Source organism: Paenibacillus taichungensis (assembly GCF_050994985.1).
Taxonomy (GTDB): domain Bacteria; phylum Bacillota; class Bacilli; order Paenibacillales; family Paenibacillaceae; genus Paenibacillus; species Paenibacillus taichungensis.
In genome coordinates, this window is sequence record NZ_CP194720.1 from 3,475,992 (window position 1) to 3,496,839 (window position 20,848).

Genomic DNA, 20,848 nt, shown 5'->3' on the forward strand with positions numbered 1-20,848 from the left:
ATTTCCCCTCCTATCTCACAGGCGTAGCAGCGGACATCTGAAACCCGATGGATACCAGTTCTGCACAAGTACCAGGAAGCATCATCAATGCACCAGGTGAAAGCAAATAATCCGCCTCAACCAGCATTTCACGATAACTTTCCGGCAGAACCGAGGACATATTGCGCAGCTTTTCCCCATGTTCATCCTGGAGGACTGTCTCCTGGGATATTCCCTTCCATCTTCGCGGCTCCGGAATGGGGCCCTCCAGCAGATGATCGGATATAAAAATATTCTCGACGAGTACATTGCCATCAGGCACGCTCATACCCATGATTCTTTTGGCAATGGGCTCCGGATCTTCGCCTGTAGCTACCCCATCGGTCATATGACATACAAGCGGTGCAGGACAATCCTGCATATTTGGAATTTCAGCCTGCAGAATTTTCTCGGCCTGCAAGAAAGCTTTCGCTGAATCCGAGAATCTTTTCGGTGTTAAGTCGGGTAAGGAACCTACAGCAGCGATCTCGTCAATTCCTTTTATCCCGTTCAACAGATCGTACACATCGTCGCTGTATGCCAGAATCGCGATCCTGTAACGGGGTGTCAGTCGGTTGCCCTTGGTCGAACGAAACACCATTTGGCGAATAGCCAAAGATAAGGCATCATAGACGACATCAATCCGCCGACGGTTGTCCAGAACCATGTTCATGGAGGCGCTAATATCAATTAGATAGATAATCAGTGCGGGTGTGCGCTGGGATGCTTGAATAGTATAGTTCATCTGGGATGTGTCACCTCCGTCGTTGACGTTATTTTACAAGTTGGGTAATGTATAATCCGTATTGCTTAGGAATTTATTGATTGCATTCATTCGTGCTGCCACTTTACCTACACCTTTGAAATAGGTAGCATCGGTATTGTACAGATTTTTAAAATCACGCGCGTAGGATTCGGCATTCTCAATTTTTCTGCCTTTTTGCGCATTATACGCTTTATTGTAATGGGCAATCAGTGTGACGACATTCTGGGCACGTTTTTTCTTGAGCGCAGCTTTCTGAGCCGCCTCCTGTTTGCGCTGAGCCTCGGCTGCTGCCTTACGCTCCGCTTCCTGCTTCGCAATTTTGGCGTCATTTTCTTTTTTCCAGACTAGATAAGCCTCATATTTCGCCTGTTTGTCGTACTTTTCCTGTTCAGCCTTCTTGGCTGCTTCAAGCTTCTGTTGTTTCTGCTTGGCCAGATAAGCCTCATATTTCGCTTGCTTATCATACTTGGCCTGAAGTGCTTTACGCTCTTCTTCTTTCTTCTTGGCCTCTGCCTTCTTTTTCTCCGCTTCAGCCAGCTTTTTCTTTTCCTCTGCATCCAGTTTCGCCGCATCTGCCGCTTTTTGTTTCTTTTCTTCTTCCTGCTGCTTCAGAGCAGTCAGCCTCGCAGCTTCGGCCTCTTCCGCAACCTTTTGTTCGGCCTGCTTGGCAGCCGCCGCCTGCTCCTTCTGTTTAACCTCAGCCTGATCGGCCAATATTTTAACCGTTGGTACGGTTCCAGCTAGCAGAACAATCAGCACCGCCGAAGAAATCATAAACTTTTTGGATCGGTAAAAAGGTATCTTGGCTGGCTGAGCTGCATCATCATGCTTGGGATTTAGCTTCGCGTCCAGCTCTTGAATCGCAGCCTCAACTTCCACCTGCATCGCACTGTTATCCGGAATGAAATGATGTAGTGAACGATACACTTCGAGCGCCGCAGCCGGTTTGCCTTCATCCTCCAATGCTCTCGCCTGAAGGAAGAGACGATTGACTACCGCTTCCTGACCAGGTGAAGGTTCCGTGGCGGGCACGTTCTGATCCATAATTCCCTGTTTATCCGATATACCGTTTCCTGCTCCTGTCCCTTTAATCGGGTTCGTCTCGACTGCATTTGTCTGGTCTGAAACCTTAACTTCAGATTCTTCAACAGATGCTGCGCTTGCCAGATGGATATCCACAGCAGCCAGCGCCACAAACCATTCGCCAAACGTAGGGCAGCTGCTGAGATCATGACTCTCCCAGGCACGAATAAACAGATCTGACACCTTGGAGCCCCAGCGCTTCTGGAGCGATTCTCTCATGGCATAATAACGTTCATTTACCGTCTGCATTTCGTGCTGGTCAAAATAACTTTCTCCCCATGCTTTTTCCACAATCGCTGCATCAGACCAACTTAACATCTCAGCAATGATAACTGCTCCGGCAAAACGATCGGCATACGCACTCCACAAACCGCTGTTCACTGTCCGATGGGCCGCATAGCCCGGTGAGCCGGCAAGCAAAGCATCCGGACGATCCATTCTGGAACCGTACATCTGTTCAACGTCTACCAGTTCTACTGCTGAAACCCCTCGCAGGTTCTCCACTTCGGAAAAAAACGGAATCATCACATTGGGTGCGGACAAATCACAATGAGCCAGCCCACGCTGTTCCATGGCTGAACCGGTCCCGGCCAGAGCTCTCGCCAGCTTCAGACTTTCCTCTGCTGTCAGCTGCTTCTGATCGCTGATTACATCGAACCAGGTCAGACCATGCACCCACGGCATCAATACCGCATACAACAGATCAGGATGTTCTCCAATGAGCGCTCCGTTTCTTTCCGGAGTGAGCACATCACGCTTGCATACCTGCAAACCTGGCAGTTCACTATAAGACTCCATATGCTCAGACTGATACACCATAGCCGGGATACGGAATTTAGGAAAAAATACTTTTAGTGCTTTAGCCCCACTTATGGAACCGTTACGGGGTAACAACTGATAGACGATACCCTGCCTTCCAGCTTGGGCGTAAGCCAGGCCAGGTGCAGCCGGATGCTGCCCAATGATATAGGCAATGTCGTTAATCACCACTTCATCCCCGGGATTTGGTTGAAAAGACATGCTCATCCCTCTCTCTGTCATTCTGTCATAGTGCAACAAAAACCGGGTGTTGTGAAAACGCCCGGTTTTTGCTGTAGTTGTAAATCTTCAGCTTGCTTCCTGCATATGATTCTGGGCGAATTCGGATATGGAACCTGCCCGAACTATGTATCGCAGATTAGCGAGCTTGGTCAGCCGTACGGAATTTGTTGGCAATAGCCGTCAGTTCCGCGCTGATGCTATTCAGCGTCTGAACGAAAGATTGCATTTGTTTGCTAGCTTCCTGGAATTCCTGGAAGAAGCGTTGCTTCGTCATACCTTCCCATTGTCCTTCCATGCTTGTGATGGATTGAGTCAATGTAGAAACGATTTGCTGACTTTGCTCACCGCTTTGTTTAAATTGGTTGGAAACCTGATCAAGCTGTTCTGGGGTAACTAAAATACGTCCTGCCATTTGTAAATTCCTCCTTGGTTTGTGCAATTAAATTCGCTTGTTCAAATTGTACTATACAAGGATCGATCGGACAAAAGCCGAAGGACCTAATCCTATTTACCCCATTTTTGGCATTCGAAACTTCCCCTAACAGCCTATTTATAAAAAAATTCACTTTCTGCTGTCTTGCTTATTCAACCTTGTCCTCCGTGAGCTCAGGAAACCACAGGTTCGGTTCCTCTTCTCCCACGAAAGGAGGGATCTGTGAATCTCCACGCCACAGGTTCAGGCTGCATAGCCTGAATCAGGGTCGCCGGTGAGCCATCAGGCGGTGCGGCATCCTGTACACGGTACACTGCCGCTACCGCGGAAAATGGATCGGATACAACAGCAGCAGTTGCCGAATGCGCAGGCATAATCTCCCCTGCACGCTCCGTCTGAAGAACATTCAACATATTGACCGCATTGCCATAGGCTGTGTTCACATGACTCAACACTGTACGATACTCCATGTCCACCTGCTGGAATAACAAGGCCTTGCGTCCCAGCTGTACGCTCAAGTCCATAAAACGACGTACTGCCGCTTCGCAGAGTCGCTTACTGTGATTCCATTCATTCATGATCGCGGCGCGGGCTTCAAGATCCCACTCCAACGAATGAATGGCCTGATCCAATACTGTCATCTTTTGTTGTATTTGCTCCGCCGCATACTGAATCTGCCTGCTCAGTGCCCGAAGCACATCCGGTTCCACACGAATGCGCATTTACCATCACCTTTCCTCTTCCCCTGCAGGCTGTTTAAGCCAGTCCAGCAGCATCTCGTGAAACTGTTCTCTCGTCGTCAGTGCTGCAACAAGCCAATCATCCGAGGCCGCAGTACTCATGCGAAACAGCCAGTTGGATACCGTACTTGCAGCAAAAGCCGCAGACTGTGATTTCCATCCTTCTCCGTTCCATACAAGCAACCGCAGTTCTCCTTCTGATTCCTTGTTCACCAGACAGCGCGCAAGCGCAAGTGACCCCTCGGGATCGCTCGTCTCTTGTACCAACTCATCAGCCACTGCCTGTAATTCTTTGTTCTTCAGATCATTCATCACATCATAGAATTTTTTCTTGGAGCACATCAGAGCCGGCTTTTCCGCCGGAGAATGACCACTCCAATTCATCCGTTGAATCAGAAAATCAATCGCTTCACGAACATTCCCCAAATCACTCAGCCGGAACGAATCCGGTTCGTCTGCAACACGAGATACTTCAACGACCCGTTCATCCGTGCAGTGCACATAACTTTCATACGACTTGCCGCTGTGCGTGTAGCGAATCCAGCAAGCCCTGTCGGACAGTCCCGCAATGGCTACCCTGGAGAAAACGGTCGGTGTCATGATCAGCTCATTGCTGTCCTGATCCTGAATCAGATATCCTTTGTCAAGCAGGGATGTTTTCACACGTTCCCACTCCAAAGCAATGTCTTCCGCCATATATCCGCGGAACGGATCTTCCACGCCAAGCAATCGGTCTGAACCGAGAATCCCGGCCAGGAAAAAAAGCTCTTTTATTTGCAAAGTGACTACCTTTTGCTTGGAATCATGAACCGTCAACATTATGAGCCACCTCCCCTCAAACTACAACATGCCATCGGTCACGAATTTCAGAAATCCAATCAGTCATTTTCCAGGTGCCATCACATGGAATTGCACCTTTAACCCTGGAATATTTACGTTTAACATAATAACCTTGACCCGGAGGCAGTACCTTCAGCCCATTTGAACTCCCACCGGATTCCGAATAAGGAATACGGAAGAACGAGAGATCATTAGGGTCTAAAGTCCCGAACAACAATCCGCTCTGGGAAGCCTTCACATCGTTCACCCAGTCAGAACCAAAGGTTGGAAAGTCTGCCGGAACTCCTGACAGAATCACATGTATACCTCGATCTCGTCCTTGACGAACGATCGCTCCCAATTGATCCTTCACGTTAAAATCATTTAATTGCTTGGATAACGTATCCGCATCGTCAATAACAAGAACGATCTCCGGTCCACCGGTTAACTCGCCTCTTTTTAGAACTTCATCGTACAACTGTTGGATCACAGGTGCAAGCTGTTCTTCACGGGATACATGTCCGCGGACATGGGGCAAACTGCTGATTTCCCCCAGTCCTCCGGAACCATACCGCATATCTACCGTGTATATTTGCACGTCTTCAGGAGACGCATGATAGGCAAGTGATAACATCCAGGTCAGCAAAAATGTCGTTTTGCCACCTTCCATCGGACTCGCAACCATGAAATGTGGCCCTTCACGCAAATTCAGCTGGAAGGGTTCAAGATCATCAGTCAGCAAACCTACGGGTACTGTTAAGGATGATACGTCTCCGACTTGCCCGAAGGTTCCTGTACGGATAAGCACATCTTTGAGCTTAACCTCTTCCGGGAGCGGCGCAATCTGCGGCGCTTCTTCTCCGTTCCAGCTTTCTCTGATCTCTGCAATCATGCGGCGCAGAGCGGAAGAACGCTTGCCTTCATCTGCTCCGGATGACGGCAAAGCCGCCTGGAACATCAATGGAGGAACCTGTCCTTTGACTAGTCCTCTTCCAGGTGGAAGCTGGCTAGGTGCCTTGGACGGCCGACCCACTGCGTAATAATAGTCGCTTGGATCAGATAATTCAAACGAAACCGCATTAGGAATATTACTTCTGAATTTTTCAAATACATCCGTAACACGGTTGGCCGTGAGAATAAATGTGATTCCCAAACTGCCGCCTTCACGAAGAATCGTTTCCAGAAGTTCATTCTCCTCGGGATACGCATTTCGGAAAGAAAGATAACCATCGATAACAACTACAATCTGCGGCACGGCTGCATGAGCTGTACGACGATAAGCTGATATTGTCTTAACCCCAGCTTCCGAGATCATGTCCTTGCGTTGTGCACACAGTTTCAGGATGTATCGGAATAACCGCTTGATCCGATCTTCCTCTTCAGACATCATTACCGCACCGATCTGAGGCAAACCTGCGAAATCCTTCATCATCCGCCCCATATCAATAATATAGCCATGCCAAGGTTCAGTCCGTTTAGAACGGGCCAGTGACATCAACAAGGTTTGCACAAACGTCGTTTTCCCCAGACCTGGCATACCGTATACAACCAGATGTCCCTGATCCACCGGAAGTGCGAGCGGCTGCTGTCGTTGATTAGGCAGATCATCCAGCAGGCCAACTATAGGTTTCAGGCCAGCGGCACCGCCGTCAAGCAATACTTCACGATTCTCTTCTTCCTGCCAGTCATTGAGGCTTTCCCATTCCAGTGTCTCAGGCAAGGGTGGCAACCAGGGCCCAGGTAATCGGGTGATCCCCGCCTCTGCTGCCGCTTCTGCCACATAATCAATAAATACCTGAAGCTGCTTGGGCGCATCCTCCCCTTTGAGCACAGCCCTGCGCTCTCCAGTCAATAGTGGTTCCCGTTTCCCATTCAAACGAACTTCCATAACAGGCAGTACCGTCGTTGTATCTTCCTGCTGATTATACGGCGCACCGCTCCAGGCGAATTGCATTTCCTCAAATACTTCATCACTGCCTACCTGGAAATATCCACGACCAGGCTTGGTGATCCAGGCCGCATTCGGAATTTTGATCATATCCCGACTGTCCCCTTCGCTTTGAACGCGAAGACAGATACGGAAACGCGAATTGCTCCAGATTTTATCATCGACCACACCTGCAGGCTTCTGAGTTGCCAATATAAGATGTACACCCAGTGTCCGACCGATGGCCGCTATGCTGATTAATTCATCCATGAACTCCGGCTGATCCCGCTTCAATTGCGCAAACTCATCAATGATGATAACTAAGTGCGGCAACGGCTGTTCATGTCTGGAACGCAGAATTTTGTAATACTCATCAATGTGCTGGAGATTTCCTGCATCATTTAATATTTTTTGCCTTCTGACCAGTTCGGCCCGCAGTGAGATATTGGCTCGTTCAATCAAATTCCCATCCAGATTGGTGATCGTGCCGACGACGTGAGGCAAGCCCACAAATGTATTCGACATGCCTCCGCCCTTATAGTCAATTAACATAAAAGCCAGATCATGTGGATGGAACTCGGCAGCCAGAGAAGCCACAATTGACTGGATGACTTCACTTTTGCCCGAACCCGTTGTCCCTGCGATCAGACCATGTGGGCCGTGCCCCTGACGTTCGATTTTATCATGTAAGTTAATCGCAATTTTCTTGCCGCCAGCTCGCACGCCCATAGGTACGGGAAGTGTGTCCGGATATCGTGTCTGGCTCCAGCGTGTGACCACATCCAGATCCTCTACTCGTGATGTGCTTAACATGTCGAACAACGGAAGCACCTGAGGTATATCCGAAGCGGATGAACGTTTCAGACGAATCGGTGACATATAACGCGAGAGCGCCTCTGCGGACTCTCTGGAAATCACATCTGGCGTGTATGTTTGCCTGATCACGTCAGCATCCTCGGTTTTTTTGATATAAAGCCCCTTGCCTTTGGAAGCCTCCATAATTAACTGACAATGCATGGGTAGCGATTCCTTACGGTTTGCCAATATGATGGTACATACATCGATCTCCTGAGCTGATTCCAGCAGCAGGGGAAGCAACGGCTCTTCTTCTATTAATTGCGTATCCGAGAGAACCACCACATAACAAGGAGTTTGCACGGTTTTCTTGTAGCGATCTTCCTTATTATTGCGCCGTCGGTTCAACACGGAAAACAAGCTGTCCGCCAATTGATGCGCACCGCTGTGCCTGTCGGCCATATAGCGTTGTCCCTGATCTTCATCCCAAATGTGGGGCAACCAGCGCAGCCAATCCCATTCCTTGGATTCCTTTTCTTCATAAAAGGCAGCAATCTTTAATTCATCCGGTGAATGACGGACGGTCAGTTGTGAAATAATTACGCGCAATGAAGCGAGTACTTCCTCACGATTGCCGACCAACCCCATCACTTTCGACTGAAATAAGGGCAGTGTAATCGATGCTTCGGGCACCGTCTCGAACTCAGCTGCCAATTCATGAGCCGCTTCAATTAACTCATCCTTTTCATAACCGTCCACACGAGGAACCTGAAGTTTGATTCGAAACGGAATTTCGCCTGTGCCGATTCGCACCTGCAAGAAGTCATCATCTTCCGGGGAACGTTCCCATAACGAACTGTTGCGATTCTTCACCAACTGAAGACATACATTGGGATCCCCATGAATTTCATACAGACTCTTCACTTGCTCCGCTTGAGCTTCCTTCAGCTCTTCACGATGTTTCTCCAGTTGTGCACGATACATGGTAGTACGCTCTTCCAACTTTTTGCGATAGGACTTCTTGTTGCTCAGATATACAAAAAACGGAATCGTGTATGAAGTAAGCATCATCATAACCGTCATCATCTGAAACATCATATAATTGCTATTGTTCATTTTGCCGCTCATATTGATATATACGTAGAAACCGATGCTGACCATCGTCATCATGATCGGTACAATAATAGAAATCATTGAAAATGTAGGTTTGTTTGGTTCTGCAGGAGGCCTTAGAATTTCCAGCCTTTCTTCCTTGAGAACCGGTGTCATTCTTGGAGAACGCTGATATAACACATTCACGAAGAGAAGACCTCCTTATATTTCATTGCCGTAAACAATATATACGTTCAGATTGTTCATTCGTTGCTGTCCTGCTGAAACAATGAACGTCTTCCATACACCGGCGCTTCTTCAGAAGTGGTGGAAAACGCCCGCTGGACCCGTACACAACTTCCTTGACGCAGCCCTGTTTCCATTAACTGTTGTGTGTTCTGTGGCGAGAACCACAACCCTTCCGGAAATTTGGCTTCAAGGATGTACTGAATGCCCTCTCCCGGTGCCTGACCGAAAATACGGACCCCCAGCAATGTCTTCAGATGTTCAATAGTACATTCATCCGGGACCTCGATGTCGAACCACTCGCCTTCCTCCCGGCCGGAATACACGGTAAGAATCAAAATAATCCCTCCCATGGTCTCATATGTAAATTGTCCTAGTGTCAAATTAAATCAAAATAATGCAGATGAAACGCTATTCCATCCCTATTTTCTTACATAAACACCCTGTTTGCAATGTGCAACCTGTAATTTTGTTACATATGACCCACGTATATATTAAAATATCGTCCATTCGACTCAGAACTTTCGAGGCAGTAGTCACGTTAATTATTGCAAGGATGCGAAACTATGCGTGTTTCTTCCATATAAATGGGAGCTACGAATTGATTTTTCGGGACTTTTTAATGCTTCGCCCACAATTGAATTGTGAACACTTTTCAAACATTGCTCACCTTTATGTTTTCATAAGCTGATTTTAAGGTAATTTTAAGCATTGGAATTTAATATAACCAGTAAGAAATAACTCTCGTGAGGTGATTTCTAGTGAGAACACTAATAACTTTTCAAAACAAATCAATCCCTGTATATTTCAATCAAGAAAACAAACAACCTGTACAAAAGACACTACGATTGCTTAGCAGTGCACTTGAGAACAAGATTAGCAATGGTAAACGTGCTTTACAGAAATGTCTGCAATCTTTGATTAGTATTGAGATTGTCGGTGGTGAAGCCATTCTTCACAGCCGTAGCGAAAATGACTCCCTCGCCTTATCGCTTTATTAAGATGAGTCAGTTGTTTAATTCAACATGGAAACTGCGAATTCATTCATTCGCGAACATAAGGAAAAGGAAGCTTGCCGCTAAGGACAAGCTTCCTTTTTTGTGTACCACATCTCTTTTATCTATTTCTAATGCAATCGGCTGACGACATAAGCATTTTCATGTTCTTCTTCCATCTCGGCCTTTTGGATTCGAATGACAAACAACCGAACCAGATTATCACGCGTATTTTCTTCCTGACAAGTATTCAGCTTTCTCAGAATGAAACGGTCAATGGACATGAAGTTCAGGCCCCTTTACCTATTGGATTTACGGATCTGTTCTGCCCGTGTATCCATAAATAACCAGATTACAGGTATACCAAACAGCTTATTCACACCATTTCCTCGCCTGTTTTTCAAACGTGTAAAAACATGCAAAAGGCCGCCTCATCAAGTGTGTGGCGGACTCTGCGCAATCTTTGTCACTCTTTCTCGAACCCTAGCTGATTATAAAACAGAACGTTTTCTAATCCATGTTCACTGTCGAATTATTGAACTCCGGGATATTCCCGATATTGATGCTGAATGCTGATCCAGCGAGTCCGTGTGAACTTTTCAATCGCCCAATCGCCACCGAAACGACCAATACCCGATGATTTCTCACCACCAAACATCACATGCGCCTCATCGTTCACGGATTGATCATTTACATGCACCATGCCCGATTCAATCTGCTGGGCAACTTGATACCCTCTCTCCAGATTTCCGGTGAATACGGAGCCGCTCAATCCATAAGGCGTATCATTCGCCAAACGCACGGCCTCCTGCTCATCCTTCGCTTTCATTAATACCGCGACAGGTCCAAACAGTTCCTGTTGCACAATATGCTGCTCCGGTTTCACATCTGCGAGTATGGTCGGCTCCAGCATACTGCCTTTGCTAGTACCGCCCAGCAGCAATCTTGCTCCTTCTGCCTTGGCTCCCTTAATCAAGTCCAGCAGGCGCTCCACTTCCTTCTCACGAATGAGCGGACCTACCAGCGTTTGGGAATCCGAAGGATCACCTGCCTGAATTTTTTTCGTTTTGGCGACAAAGGATTCCACAAACTTATCGTAAATATCAGCATGCACAATAATACGATTAAGTGCCATACAGATTTGCCCCTGATGCAGGAATTTACCGAACACCGCAGACTCTGCAGCACGTTCGATATCCGCATCTTCCAGGACAACCATCGCATTGTTCCCACCAAGTTCAAGCGCAGTTTCTTTCAAATGCTCACCTGCGAGTTTACCGATGCCCTGCCCCACCTCTGTGGAGCCAGTAAAGGAAATGACTTTGGGTACCGGATGCGCTACAAAATAATCCCCAATCTCACTCCCGCTTCCAGCAACCACATTCAGTACACCTTCAGGCAATCCAGCCTGCTCAAAAAGATCAGCAATAAGCCAACCAGCCGTAATCGGCGTATCGGACGCAGGCTTAATAACGACTCCATTACCCAGAGCAATAGCCGGAGCTACGGAACGCAGACACAGGTGCAAAGGAAAATTCCAAGGGCCGATCACGCCGATAACTCCCTTGGGCTCACGCAAAACTCGATTCTCTTTCCCAGGTGTATTTGAGGGCAGAATCTCCCCCTTCATCCGATAAGGGAACGAAGCTGCTTCATCCACAATCCGTTTCGCAGAAGCAAACTCCGCCTCCGCCTTGATGCGTGTGCTCCCGGACTCCGTAATAAGCAGTTTTACAATTTCCTCTTTGCGCTCTACCATTAGAGCCGAAACTTTGCGGAGTACACCTTCTTTTACCGCCGGCAGGGATTTCTTCCATTCCATCAAACTCTTTTGAGCCGCCTCATATGCCTGATCTATATCTTCCTTGTTCGAGGATCGCCAGGTTGCGATGACCTCTCCCGTATACGGATTTTTATTTTCCACTGTTTTCTCGCCGGAGCCTTCTACCCATTCGCCATTAATAAATTGTTTCGTCCATGTTGTATGTTCTGTCTCCATTAAAGTCATCTGAATAACGCCTCCCAATCAAGATTGAATATCTCACCTCAAAACGGTGTAGTAGTTCATTAACCTTGTTAAGGATTGCGCAAACGTGAAGAACAGATGAAATCCTTGCATCCTCAGAAGGGAAGATGCTTCTCAAAGCCTAATAGATTAATCTAAATTTGCATTTATTCAACTACTGGGAACCGTTCTCTCCAAATAGAGTCAAGTCCTCCCAACCATAAGCAACCTCTAACAGATCTTGACCCCCAATTCGGATTTGCTGTGTTTGGACAGGGATTCCGCCCATTTTTTCATAGAAACGACAGGCTGAATTTTGCTCCAGTGCCCAGATCAACAAGTTTCTCATGTCCAGGGAATGGAGATAACGAACGACGTGTTTCGCCAGCTGCTGGCCGATACCCGTTTGTTGTACTTCTTTCAGTAAATAAATAGCATACAACTCAGCATCGTAAGGCAATTTGCCTTCACGTTCCTTTCCACCGCAGGCGAATCCGACAATTTTCCCATCTTCCTGCTCAGCCACCACCAGAATCTGATCCTTTTCGCCAGAACGGATATTTCGTTCCCATTGGGACAACCTTGATTCTGTAGTCAGATTGTCCAAAAAATCATCCGGCACGATCCCTCGATATGTTGTCTTCCAACTCTCTGTATGTACATGGGCTACGGCTTCCGCATCCCCTTCACGCGCTGGTCTGATTTGCATGTTATTACTCCCTTTCTCTCGGCCAAGCCGTGACTTTACAATCCCCTTCATCAGATAAATCCGGCCCTAGGGCCGGATCGTTACTTGTGTACCGACTGACACTTTGGAAGAAAGGTCCAGCACATCCGAGTTATACATGCGTATGCATCCATGAGAAACGGACTTGCCAATAGATGAAGGATCATTGGTTCCATGAATCCCATAATGCGGCGCCGACAACCCCATCCAAAGAACGCCAAATGGCCCTCCAGGGTTCTCTTGTTTGTTAATAATCGTAAACACGCCGTTAGGCGTCTGCGTGAGCACCTTGCCTATAGCGACAGGATAGCCCTTAACCACCTGTGAGCCATCCAAAAGATATAACATATGATCCGACAGGTCCACGATGATGCTGTAATCTGGCATGATGGCATCCCTCCTAATCTATCCTATGCAGGATATAGAGGGATGCCCACCTGGTCTCAGGCCTCTTCCCAGTCTTTTGTACTGCGGACATGTTTCGGTTTGCGTGAACTGACGGGTTTGCTTGAAGCAGTACGTCGTTTAGATGCGGCATCTTCCTTGCGCTGCTGAAATTTCAGTTCCTTTTGCATTTTCAAGTAGTTGCCCAGCCTTTTTTCATCCAACGAACCTTCCTGAATAGCCTCCTTCACGGCGCAACCGGCTTCCCGGGTATGCGTGCAATCCTGAAACCTGCATTCCGTTGCAAGCTGCTCAATTTCACCAAAGGCATGTGACAAACCATCCTGACCTTCATCCCACAGATTGAGTTCACGCATTCCCGGCGTGTCAATCAATACTGCTCCCTGCGGCAGTACAAATATTTCCCGATGAGTGGTCGTATGTCGTCCACGGCTGTCGTCCTCACGAACGGCCTGCGTAATCTGTACACTTTCGCCCATCATCCAGTTGACCAGGGTAGACTTGCCACTACCGGAAGAACCCGTCAAGGCTACCGTTGTGCCTGGAGACAGAAATTTTTCAAGTAAAGTTTTGCCCTGATCCTGAACAGCCGATATTGCCAACACTTCAATTCCAGGAGCAATACCTTCCACCAGCGAAATTTGTTCTTCCACATTCTCGCTCAGATCACTTTTGCTTAGAATGATGACAGGTCTGACTCCACCATTCCAAGCCATCATAATGTATCTTTCGAGCCGTCTCAGATTAAAATCATGATTAAGAGCGGCAACAATCAGCAATGTATCCACATTCGCCGCAATCAATTGCTCTTTGGTCACTGGTCCAGCGGCTTGTCTGGATACCCTGCTCTGACGTGGCACAATGCTGTGAATGATGGCTTCTTCTCCAGCTTGCCCTGTAACAGCCACCCAATCCCCAACGGCTGGTACAATGCCAGTCTCTTCATTATCATGACGCATCCGTCCCGATATCCGTCCCCAGCACTCTCCCTCAGCCGTAATCAGGCGAAGCAATTGCCCGTGATCCGCAATAATTCTTGCTGGTTTTCTTAATTGTTCTTCCATACCCGTCTGCTGCCACAACTCCTGCCACTTTGTAGACCAGCCGTATTTCTCCATCGTGTTATTCAAAATAAAAATTCCTCCCGATAATTGGTGTGTTATCCTTTATTGACATTGACAACAATCAACAATGAACGCTCCGGTCCGGTATCAAAAACAAATAAGCCACGATCGGCAATACACCCGCGGAAACAAGAAGTTAGCCGAATAGATGATTGTTTTTATGGCATTCATATCAGAAGCATCATTACGCCAATCCGATACTCGTTATCCAGAAACAACCCATTTTTGGCATACAAAAAGCCACGGGTACGTCACCCGTGGCTTCATCTGTGCATGTTATCCTATGTTACGTACATATGGACAATATTGCGAACAATACTGTCCAACTGCCGTAAAAAATTACATGCATTGATCCGTTCCGGAGACGCTGTTCATATTCAAATTAACGTATACTGCCATTAGATTTGTCATTTAACATCGCCTCCCTTGTAGAATTATCCATCATGTTACACAGCTTCAACCGCTTTTGTCAAGTTTAATTATTTTTCAATTATTTCACTTGATCCCATTTTGTCCACATTTCCTTCGGATTCAGTTCATAGATCCCATCTTCCCGGTACATGAACTGGTGCATGATAAACTCCCGACGAATAGTGGCAAAATCCTCATGATAGTTTTGAATGAATGCATTGATCTCTTTCTCCGTATATTTCCGTCCGAATTCCAGTTGCTCCACCAAATGACCCAGTACAATCAGCTTTTTCTTATATTGAGCCGGGATCTGACGCAATCGTCCATCCTTCGAGAAGAAATTCCGCATTACAGATGCCTTCAGCGTCTCATTCACATCACTCATATCGGCAACCTCCTCTTGTCTAAAAATAAAATCAACTGAAGCCTGCGCGTGCTCCCGGATAAAATAGGGATTGAGCGAGAAAAACACCGTATTTTTCTCTCTGCGTTCCTTGATTAGCGCTGCTTCTCTTAGCTTGGATGCATGATGTGTAACGGTTGGCTGAGACAAGTTAAGCTTCTCGGCAAGCGCTTGACCATGCAGTTCTCCCTGGGATAACAGCAGTAGCATCCGAAGTCGAGTCGGATCAGCCAGGGCTTTATGGTAAGCCACAATCTTCTCCAGTTGCATTTCGTTCAACTCACTTTCGTTAGATAATCATCTAATTTGATATTAATCTTTTCCCTTTCTTAAGTCAATTCCCCAGGATCAAGATCAATTCTTTACGTCCGTATCCTTCTTGAACTGGCATTAAACCCATATTTACGGTAGGATTATAGTGCTTGAAATAAGGAGGATTAAGAACATGGAAGATGTCATTATTATCGGCGGAGGCCCATGCGGTCTATCTGCTGCCATTGAATGCGAGCGGCTGGGACTGTCCGCTGTAATTGTTGAGAAGTACAATATCGTCCAATCTATTTATCTGTATCCAACCCATATGCAGTTTTTCAGTACAGCGGAATTGCTTGAGATCGGGAATGTTCCATTCAGCACACCGAACGACAAACCTTTTCGTTACGAGGCACTCGCCTATTATCGCAAGGTAGCCGAACATTTCGGCCTGCGTGTTCATAACTATGAAGAAGCCCAAGAAATCAAACGTAAAGACGATGGCACGTTCGAGGTACATACGGTCAATCGGCGTGGGCAGACAATCGTTCATAAAGGACGAAATGTCGTTGTTGCTACAGGTTATTTTGACCACCCTAACTATCTTGGCATCCCTGGCGAAGACAAGGATAAAGTCACTCATTATTTCCGTGAAGCTCATCCTTACACACGCACACGTGTCGCCATTATTGGAGGCAGTAATTCAGCTGTCGATGCTGCCATGGAACTGGTTCGTGTCGGTGCACATATTGACATGGTTTATCGTGGGAGCGGTGTTTCGGAACATATTAAACCATGGGTTCGTCCATTGTTCGAAAGCATGGTGCAAAAAGGCAAAATCTCACTGCACCTTGGCTCACGTGTAAATGAAATTTTGGATGATTCCATTCGTTTGCTCCATTCTGATGGCTCCACAAGTGAACTCGACAATGACTTTGTGCTGGCCTTGACCGGTTTCCGTCCTGATCGCAAGCTGCTTTCTTCGGTAGGTGTGGAGATGTCTGAGGATATGGATAAACCCGTATATGACCCACAGACAATGGAGAGTAGTGTACCAGGCGTATACGTTGGTGGAGTAATCGCTTCAGGCCGCAATGCCAATGAAGTGTTTATTGAATCCGGGCGCTGGCATGGAAGATATATTGCAGAACATATTGTAGGTCGTCATCGCGGGCAGACCGAAGGGGAATGAAATCGATGGATATGACCTCACTGCTGTTGCTCGTGTTTGCCGCGCTAGGTATTATCAGCAGTAATACACCCGTAACCGTAGCCATGGTATTTCTGTTGCTGCTGCGGGTGCTGAACCTTAATCAGGCTTTTCCGTGGCTGGAAAAGTATGGACTTACAATCGGTATCATCGTCCTGACCATTGGTGTTATGGCACCACTCGCCAGCGGCAAAATCAGTTTACAGACGATTGGAGAGTCTTTTCTGCACTGGAAATCGCTGCTCGCCATTGGTGTAGGATTACTTGTCGCCCATCTGGGAGGACGAGGAGCTACTCTGATGAGTACACAGCCAACCGTCGTTGCCGGGCTGCTTATTGGTACGGTGCTTGGGGTTGCCTTGTTCAAAGGTGTACCGGTTGGTCCCCTGATTGCAGCAGGAATTTTATCCTTACTGCTCGGAAAATCATGATCAAAGTTGGGACTTGACATCCTTCTGCGGACTGGCTGTTTTTCCCACCGTTGTATGATATACTTCTATTCATGCAATTCAAGCACCAAAGTCCATAGCAGAGAAATCAATTTGATGATCCATCATACAAAAGAAAATTGATTCATCTCGCAACTATTAATGGCCGCAGGAGGATTCAGGAACCCATGTCACGTCAGTTTGTTACAGAAGCCGTGATGGTGGCAATTTACGGTCAATTACTCGCGCCGCCGGCGCCTGTTGAATATATTGTTCCTTACACCACCATCCTGGAGTTATATGAATTTCAGACCAGCCCTGACCCTTTGATGGATAATCCGGCGGATGACCAGCATGTGAAATCCAAGATTAATGAAATGATTTCTTATTTTGAAGAACCATTGAATAAGAAAAAAATAGAGCGTGCCCTGGCTGTTCCCTGGGCCAAAAGTCCGTCCATTTTGTTCGGTGACCAGGTCTCCATCGCCATTATTAATGCGGTTGATACCGCACAATATGGTGAATATTTTGATCCCATTGAGACCGAGCTGCTTCTCACTTCACAGCGCCTGGATACCCCTATACTTACCGATCAGGTCGAATTGATCGCACGTATTATTGAATCGGCATCTCCCGTGCAGGTCTTCGATATTGACGATTTTGATTTTGCGATGGATGATGAAGAACCGCTTGATCAAGTCTAGTTAGGCCAGGAACTGCTGATTCACGAGAGTGATTATCCTACTCATGGACATTGGTCCATTTAGATTGTGATTTCCACAACAAAGAAGAAGCCTTCCGGGCAGGAAAGGCTTCTTCTTTGTTCCGTTTATTCTATTTCGAAAGACCTCAGCAGCAAGCGGCTAAGATCATTCAGCCTGGGCAATGACTTGAGATCAAAAAACTTCAGCCCGGCCTCGCTATTTACTCGTGATTCTACAAGCGAATCCTGAACAATTTGTGCCCTGAACATGGCAATCACAAAATATTCTTCATCCCCACTGGCATGCAAATGTCTCAGATTCGGACCGGAATGCAAACCTTCAAGTATCATATGATTGGTGGTCCACCCCGTCTCTTCCCACAGTTCCCTGTGCGCGGTGTCCTCAATGGCTTCTCCCGGGCGCATCTGTCCCGCAGGAATACGCCAATGTCCGTGTTCAGCATGCTGGATCAGCAATAATTCACCTTGTTCATTCTCGGCCCGAACCGCCGCCTTAACAACAATATGAGAGCGATTCGCGATATACTGGGCCAAATCTCGGGCTGGCGGATTCATGTCGTATCTCCTCCTGTTCGAAAATCGGTGCGACCGGTGATGAGCCATTCTATATACGCAGAGATATTACGTTAAATCTCGGTGTAGCGATATTCGATATCCTGTCCTTCTTCAACAACATCTACATGAAGTTGATGACCTTTCAGATACCAGTAATCATGATCTTCCATAAAAAATTGGATACCCGATACCTTCGTTTGATCAGCAGGATGTCTCGGTTCCTCCACGGCGATTCCGAGGGAGAAGCCAGGATGAAGACCTCCGCCGGAGCTATAACGGGCGAAGAATCGAATGCTGTCTCCTTCGTTCAAATTCAGTTCTTCCTTATACCAGCGAGCAGCGCGGTCAGATACATGTATGGTACTCATTTGGTGTCAGCTCCTTCTCTATATATATGTTCCATCATATCGCTACAATGGCCTGATTACAAACCTCAACCACCCCAAATACGCAAAAAAAGTTCATTTACTTGTCATAATTCCATCACATTGCGCTGCATCTTCTGTTTTGGAAAAACGTTTGACAGATTGTAAAACTCGGTGTTAAGATGCAAACATACGAGATCTACATGCAATTTATTACCAAAAAAGAAAGGGTGGTTACGGTGTTTAACAATGACGATCTACATCAATTCAGCATACAACTAAATACCGGAGCACCCATGAAATCGTTATTCCGTTCATAAGACCGCATCACAGAAGCCTCTACTCAGGTTTGCTGTTTTGTACTCTCACAATCGAACTTTATCTACGGTGGTGGCTCTGCTCTCGGAGCCATGCTGCCGTATGAATGATACCCAAGACATACCGCCTGCGTGCGGTATGTCTTTTTTTGTGGGCTCAAATGGCTGAACATGAACGGAACATGCATTTCACGAACTCGAAAGGAAGGGATACCACTTGTTCTCTGTACTTAAAAATCTGGCCTGGTTTTTCCGGCTGGAACGCAAACGATACCTCATTGGTGTCACCTTGCTTATTATGGTGGGCATCATTGAACTGCTGCCACCTCGTCTTCTGGGCAATGCCATTGACGAGATTGTACGCGGTTCCATCACCGGCGCCTCACTCACACGTTACATTTTACTTATTCTAGGATCGGTCATCATTATCTATTTGACAACGTACATATGGATGCACAAACTGTTTGGTGGTGCCAATCTGGTTGAACGCTTGCTGCGATCACGCTTTATGGACCATTTGCTGCGAATGACCCCGCCCTTTTTTGAGAAAAACAGAACCGGCGATCTGATGGCGCGTGCCACAAATGATCTTCGTTCCATTGCTACCACAGCAGGCTTCGGCATGCTGACGTTAACCGACTCCACTGCTTTTCTGGCAACCGTATTATTCGCCATGGGTTTTCTGGTTAGCTGGAAACTGACCCTGGCCGCAATTCTGCCTCTGCCTTTTATCGCCATCGCCATGATGATCTATGGTAAAGCTGTCCATCAACGATACACACTGGCACAGGATGCATTCGGGGATATGAACGATCAGGTGCTTGAGTCTATTGCCGGCATTCGAGTTGTGCGTGCCTATGTTCAGGAACGTCTGGACGAGAAAAGGTTCGCTGATGTCACTGAAGATGTGTACCGCAAAAATCTGGCCGTTGCCAAGATGGATGCACTGTTCGAACCTACCATCCGGTTATGTGTCGGACTCAGTTATGTGATTGCACTTGCCTACGGTATTTATCTTGTTTTCCATAATGAAATTACCCTAGGGGATCTCGTATCGTTCAATATGTACCTGGGGATGATGATTTGGCCAATGTTTGCGATTGGCGAATTGATTAACCTGATGCAGCGTGGTAGTGCCTCACTAGATCGTGTTAACGAGACGCTATCTGTAGAACCTGCCGTGAAAGATGTTGAGCAGCCTGCTCATATTACTAATCCTGAAGAAATCGCCATGCAGGATGTTACCTTCCGTTATCCTAGTTCTACTGTAGACAATCTAAGTCATGTCAGCTTTTCACTTCGACGCGGGCAGACACTGGGGATCGTGGGACGTACAGGTAGCGGGAAATCCACCCTGCTCAAACAATTGCTTCATGAATACCCGGCCGGATCGGGTAAGTTAAGCATCTCCGGTCATCCGATTCAGGATATCGCCAAAGATGACCTGCACAGCTGGATTGGATATGTTCCACAGGAACAGGTGCTGTTCTCCAAATCAGTCCGTCAGAACATTCAATTCGGTAAGCCTGGTGCTGATGATAATGTAATTATGGAAGCGATTCGCACCGCAGCCTTTGACGGAGATCTGGGCACTTTATCCGATGGTCTGGACACACTCGTTGGTGAAAAAGGAATTGCGCTGTCCGGTGGACAGAAACAGCGTGTATCGCTGGCGCGTGCCTTTATCGCCGATCCAGACATTTTGATTTTGGATGATGCTTTATCCGCCGTCGATGCAAGAACCGAAGCTAAAATTATCGAAAATATACGCAACAAACGCTCGGGCAAAACTACGCTGATCTCGACTCACCGCCTGTCCGCTATTGAACACGCAGACCGAATCATCGTACTGGAGCACGGGAAAATAACGGAAGAAGGAACCCATCAGGAACTGCTTGCTATGAACGGCTGGTACCGTGAACAGTATGAACGGCAGCAGGTGGAGTCTAATTTGTCCACGTAGGAGG

20 protein-coding genes are annotated in these 20,848 nt (G+C 47.1%); 5 read left to right on the forward strand and 15 right to left on the reverse strand.

Annotated features, from left to right (window positions below):
- Positions 1-10 precede the first annotated feature (10 nt).
- The 7 genes from ACR1R9_RS15425 to ACR1R9_RS15455 form a co-directional block, all read right to left on the reverse strand.
- Positions 11-763, reverse strand: coding sequence for a vWA domain-containing protein (locus ACR1R9_RS15425; protein WP_064639011.1), 753 nt, complete (start codon positions 761-763; stop codon positions 11-13).
- A 33-nt stretch (positions 764-796) separates the two neighbouring features.
- Entirely contained in the window at positions 797-2,887 is a 2,091-nt protein-coding gene (locus ACR1R9_RS15430; RefSeq protein ID WP_433923224.1) for a hypothetical protein, read from the reverse strand.
- 157 nt (positions 2,888-3,044) lie between these two features.
- Positions 3,045-3,320, reverse strand: coding sequence for a WXG100 family type VII secretion target (locus ACR1R9_RS15435; protein ID WP_017689071.1), 276 nt, complete (start codon positions 3,318-3,320; stop codon positions 3,045-3,047).
- Between the two features lie 194 nt (positions 3,321-3,514).
- Positions 3,515-4,063 (reverse strand): hypothetical protein, encoded by a 549-nt coding sequence (locus ACR1R9_RS15440; RefSeq protein WP_063566322.1) that lies wholly within the window; start codon positions 4,061-4,063, stop codon positions 3,515-3,517.
- A 6-nt stretch (positions 4,064-4,069) separates the two neighbouring features.
- Positions 4,070-4,900, reverse strand: coding sequence for a hypothetical protein (locus ACR1R9_RS15445; RefSeq protein WP_109999890.1), 831 nt, complete (start codon positions 4,898-4,900; stop codon positions 4,070-4,072).
- Positions 4,901-4,916: 16 nt separating this feature from the next.
- The gene (gene essC / locus ACR1R9_RS15450) at positions 4,917-8,921 is read right to left on the reverse strand and encodes a type VII secretion protein EssC (RefSeq protein ID WP_433923223.1); all 4,005 of its coding nucleotides are present in this window, start codon (positions 8,919-8,921) and stop codon (positions 4,917-4,919) included.
- A 56-nt stretch (positions 8,922-8,977) separates the two neighbouring features.
- The gene (locus ACR1R9_RS15455; protein ID WP_053783884.1) at positions 8,978-9,298 is read right to left on the reverse strand and encodes a hypothetical protein; all 321 of its coding nucleotides are present in this window, start codon (positions 9,296-9,298) and stop codon (positions 8,978-8,980) included.
- 423 nt (positions 9,299-9,721) lie between these two features.
- On the opposite strand from ACR1R9_RS15455, the gene ACR1R9_RS15460 reads away from it, so the two are divergent.
- The gene (locus ACR1R9_RS15460) at positions 9,722-9,961 is read left to right on the forward strand and encodes a hypothetical protein (protein WP_063566326.1); all 240 of its coding nucleotides are present in this window, start codon (positions 9,722-9,724) and stop codon (positions 9,959-9,961) included.
- A gap of 125 nt (positions 9,962-10,086) precedes the next feature.
- Here the strand turns inward: ACR1R9_RS15460 and ACR1R9_RS15465 are convergent, their stop codons facing one another.
- The 6 genes from ACR1R9_RS15465 to ACR1R9_RS15490 form a co-directional block, all read right to left on the reverse strand.
- Positions 10,087-10,239, reverse strand: a complete 153-nt coding sequence (locus ACR1R9_RS15465) for a hypothetical protein (protein WP_170867771.1) — start codon at positions 10,237-10,239, stop codon at positions 10,087-10,089.
- A 248-nt stretch (positions 10,240-10,487) separates the two neighbouring features.
- Positions 10,488-11,963, reverse strand: a complete 1,476-nt coding sequence (locus ACR1R9_RS15470) for an aldehyde dehydrogenase family protein (RefSeq protein WP_433923222.1) — start codon at positions 11,961-11,963, stop codon at positions 10,488-10,490.
- A gap of 172 nt (positions 11,964-12,135) precedes the next feature.
- Positions 12,136-12,669 (reverse strand): GNAT family N-acetyltransferase, encoded by a 534-nt coding sequence (locus tag ACR1R9_RS15475; RefSeq protein WP_175381324.1) that lies wholly within the window; start codon positions 12,667-12,669, stop codon positions 12,136-12,138.
- Between the two features lie 66 nt (positions 12,670-12,735).
- Positions 12,736-13,074 carry a L,D-transpeptidase gene (locus tag ACR1R9_RS15480; RefSeq protein WP_076289569.1) on the reverse strand — a complete coding sequence of 113 codons (339 nt, stop codon included), beginning with the start codon at positions 13,072-13,074 and terminating at the stop codon, positions 12,736-12,738.
- A 56-nt stretch (positions 13,075-13,130) separates the two neighbouring features.
- The gene (gene rsgA / locus ACR1R9_RS15485; protein WP_246317981.1) at positions 13,131-14,222 is read right to left on the reverse strand and encodes a ribosome small subunit-dependent GTPase A; all 1,092 of its coding nucleotides are present in this window, start codon (positions 14,220-14,222) and stop codon (positions 13,131-13,133) included.
- A 484-nt stretch (positions 14,223-14,706) separates the two neighbouring features.
- Positions 14,707-15,300, reverse strand: a complete 594-nt coding sequence (locus ACR1R9_RS15490) for a metalloregulator ArsR/SmtB family transcription factor (RefSeq protein WP_076289568.1) — start codon at positions 15,298-15,300, stop codon at positions 14,707-14,709.
- A gap of 175 nt (positions 15,301-15,475) precedes the next feature.
- Here ACR1R9_RS15490 and ACR1R9_RS15495 point away from each other — a divergent pair, with 175 nt between their 5' ends.
- The 3 genes from ACR1R9_RS15495 (at position 15,476) to ACR1R9_RS15505 (ending at position 17,624) form a co-directional block, all read left to right on the forward strand.
- A complete protein-coding gene (locus ACR1R9_RS15495; RefSeq protein ID WP_076289567.1) occupies positions 15,476-16,474 on the forward strand; it encodes a YpdA family putative bacillithiol disulfide reductase in 999 nt (332 codons plus the stop codon).
- A 5-nt stretch (positions 16,475-16,479) separates the two neighbouring features.
- A complete protein-coding gene (locus tag ACR1R9_RS15500) occupies positions 16,480-16,923 on the forward strand; it encodes a DUF441 domain-containing protein (protein WP_076289566.1) in 444 nt (147 codons plus the stop codon).
- Positions 16,924-17,108: 185 nt separating this feature from the next.
- Complete coding sequence (locus ACR1R9_RS15505; protein WP_063566333.1) at positions 17,109-17,624, forward strand: hypothetical protein; 516 nt, start codon at positions 17,109-17,111, stop codon at positions 17,622-17,624.
- A 125-nt stretch (positions 17,625-17,749) separates the two neighbouring features.
- Here the strand turns inward: ACR1R9_RS15505 and ACR1R9_RS15510 are convergent, their stop codons facing one another.
- On the reverse strand, positions 17,750-18,199 hold the full coding sequence (locus ACR1R9_RS15510) for an NUDIX domain-containing protein (RefSeq protein WP_076289565.1): 450 nt from the start codon (positions 18,197-18,199) through the stop codon (positions 17,750-17,752).
- Between the two features lie 71 nt (positions 18,200-18,270).
- The gene (locus ACR1R9_RS15515) at positions 18,271-18,567 is read right to left on the reverse strand and encodes a HesB/YadR/YfhF family protein (protein WP_024630313.1); all 297 of its coding nucleotides are present in this window, start codon (positions 18,565-18,567) and stop codon (positions 18,271-18,273) included.
- Positions 18,568-19,098: 531 nt separating this feature from the next.
- Between ACR1R9_RS15515 and ACR1R9_RS15520 the strand changes: the two genes are divergently transcribed.
- The gene (locus ACR1R9_RS15520; RefSeq protein WP_076289564.1) at positions 19,099-20,844 is read left to right on the forward strand and encodes an ABC transporter ATP-binding protein; all 1,746 of its coding nucleotides are present in this window, start codon (positions 19,099-19,101) and stop codon (positions 20,842-20,844) included.
- Positions 20,845-20,848 lie beyond the last annotated feature (4 nt).

Excerpts from the sequence above, each read along its gene's own strand:
- ACR1R9_RS15425 (WP_064639011.1), bottom strand. The coding sequence starts at position 763 with ATGAACTATACTATTCAAGCATCCCAGCGCACACCCGCACTGATTATC.
- ACR1R9_RS15430 (WP_433923224.1), bottom strand. The coding sequence starts at position 2,887 with ATGTCTTTTCAACCAAATCCCGGGGATGAAGTGGTGATTAACGACATT.
- ACR1R9_RS15435 (WP_017689071.1), bottom strand. The coding sequence starts at position 3,320 with ATGGCAGGACGTATTTTAGTTACCCCAGAACAGCTTGATCAGGTTTCC.
- ACR1R9_RS15440 (WP_063566322.1), bottom strand. The coding sequence starts at position 4,063 with ATGCGCATTCGTGTGGAACCGGATGTGCTTCGGGCACTGAGCAGGCAG.
- ACR1R9_RS15445 (WP_109999890.1), bottom strand. The coding sequence starts at position 4,900 with ATGTTGACGGTTCATGATTCCAAGCAAAAGGTAGTCACTTTGCAAATA.
- ACR1R9_RS15465 (WP_170867771.1), bottom strand. The coding sequence starts at position 10,239 with ATGTCCATTGACCGTTTCATTCTGAGAAAGCTGAATACTTGTCAGGAA.
- ACR1R9_RS15470 (WP_433923222.1), bottom strand. The coding sequence starts at position 11,963 with ATGACTTTAATGGAGACAGAACATACAACATGGACGAAACAATTTATT.
- ACR1R9_RS15475 (WP_175381324.1), bottom strand. The coding sequence starts at position 12,669 with ATGCAAATCAGACCAGCGCGTGAAGGGGATGCGGAAGCCGTAGCCCAT.
- ACR1R9_RS15480 (WP_076289569.1), bottom strand. The coding sequence starts at position 13,074 with ATGCCAGATTACAGCATCATCGTGGACCTGTCGGATCATATGTTATAT.
- ACR1R9_RS15490 (WP_076289568.1), bottom strand. The coding sequence starts at position 15,300 with ATGCAACTGGAGAAGATTGTGGCTTACCATAAAGCCCTGGCTGATCCG.
- ACR1R9_RS15495 (WP_076289567.1), top strand. The coding sequence starts at position 15,476 with ATGGAAGATGTCATTATTATCGGCGGAGGCCCATGCGGTCTATCTGCT.
- ACR1R9_RS15500 (WP_076289566.1), top strand. The coding sequence starts at position 16,480 with ATGGATATGACCTCACTGCTGTTGCTCGTGTTTGCCGCGCTAGGTATT.
- ACR1R9_RS15505 (WP_063566333.1), top strand. The coding sequence starts at position 17,109 with ATGTCACGTCAGTTTGTTACAGAAGCCGTGATGGTGGCAATTTACGGT.
- ACR1R9_RS15510 (WP_076289565.1), bottom strand. The coding sequence starts at position 18,199 with ATGAATCCGCCAGCCCGAGATTTGGCCCAGTATATCGCGAATCGCTCT.
- ACR1R9_RS15515 (WP_024630313.1), bottom strand. The coding sequence starts at position 18,567 with ATGAGTACCATACATGTATCTGACCGCGCTGCTCGCTGGTATAAGGAA.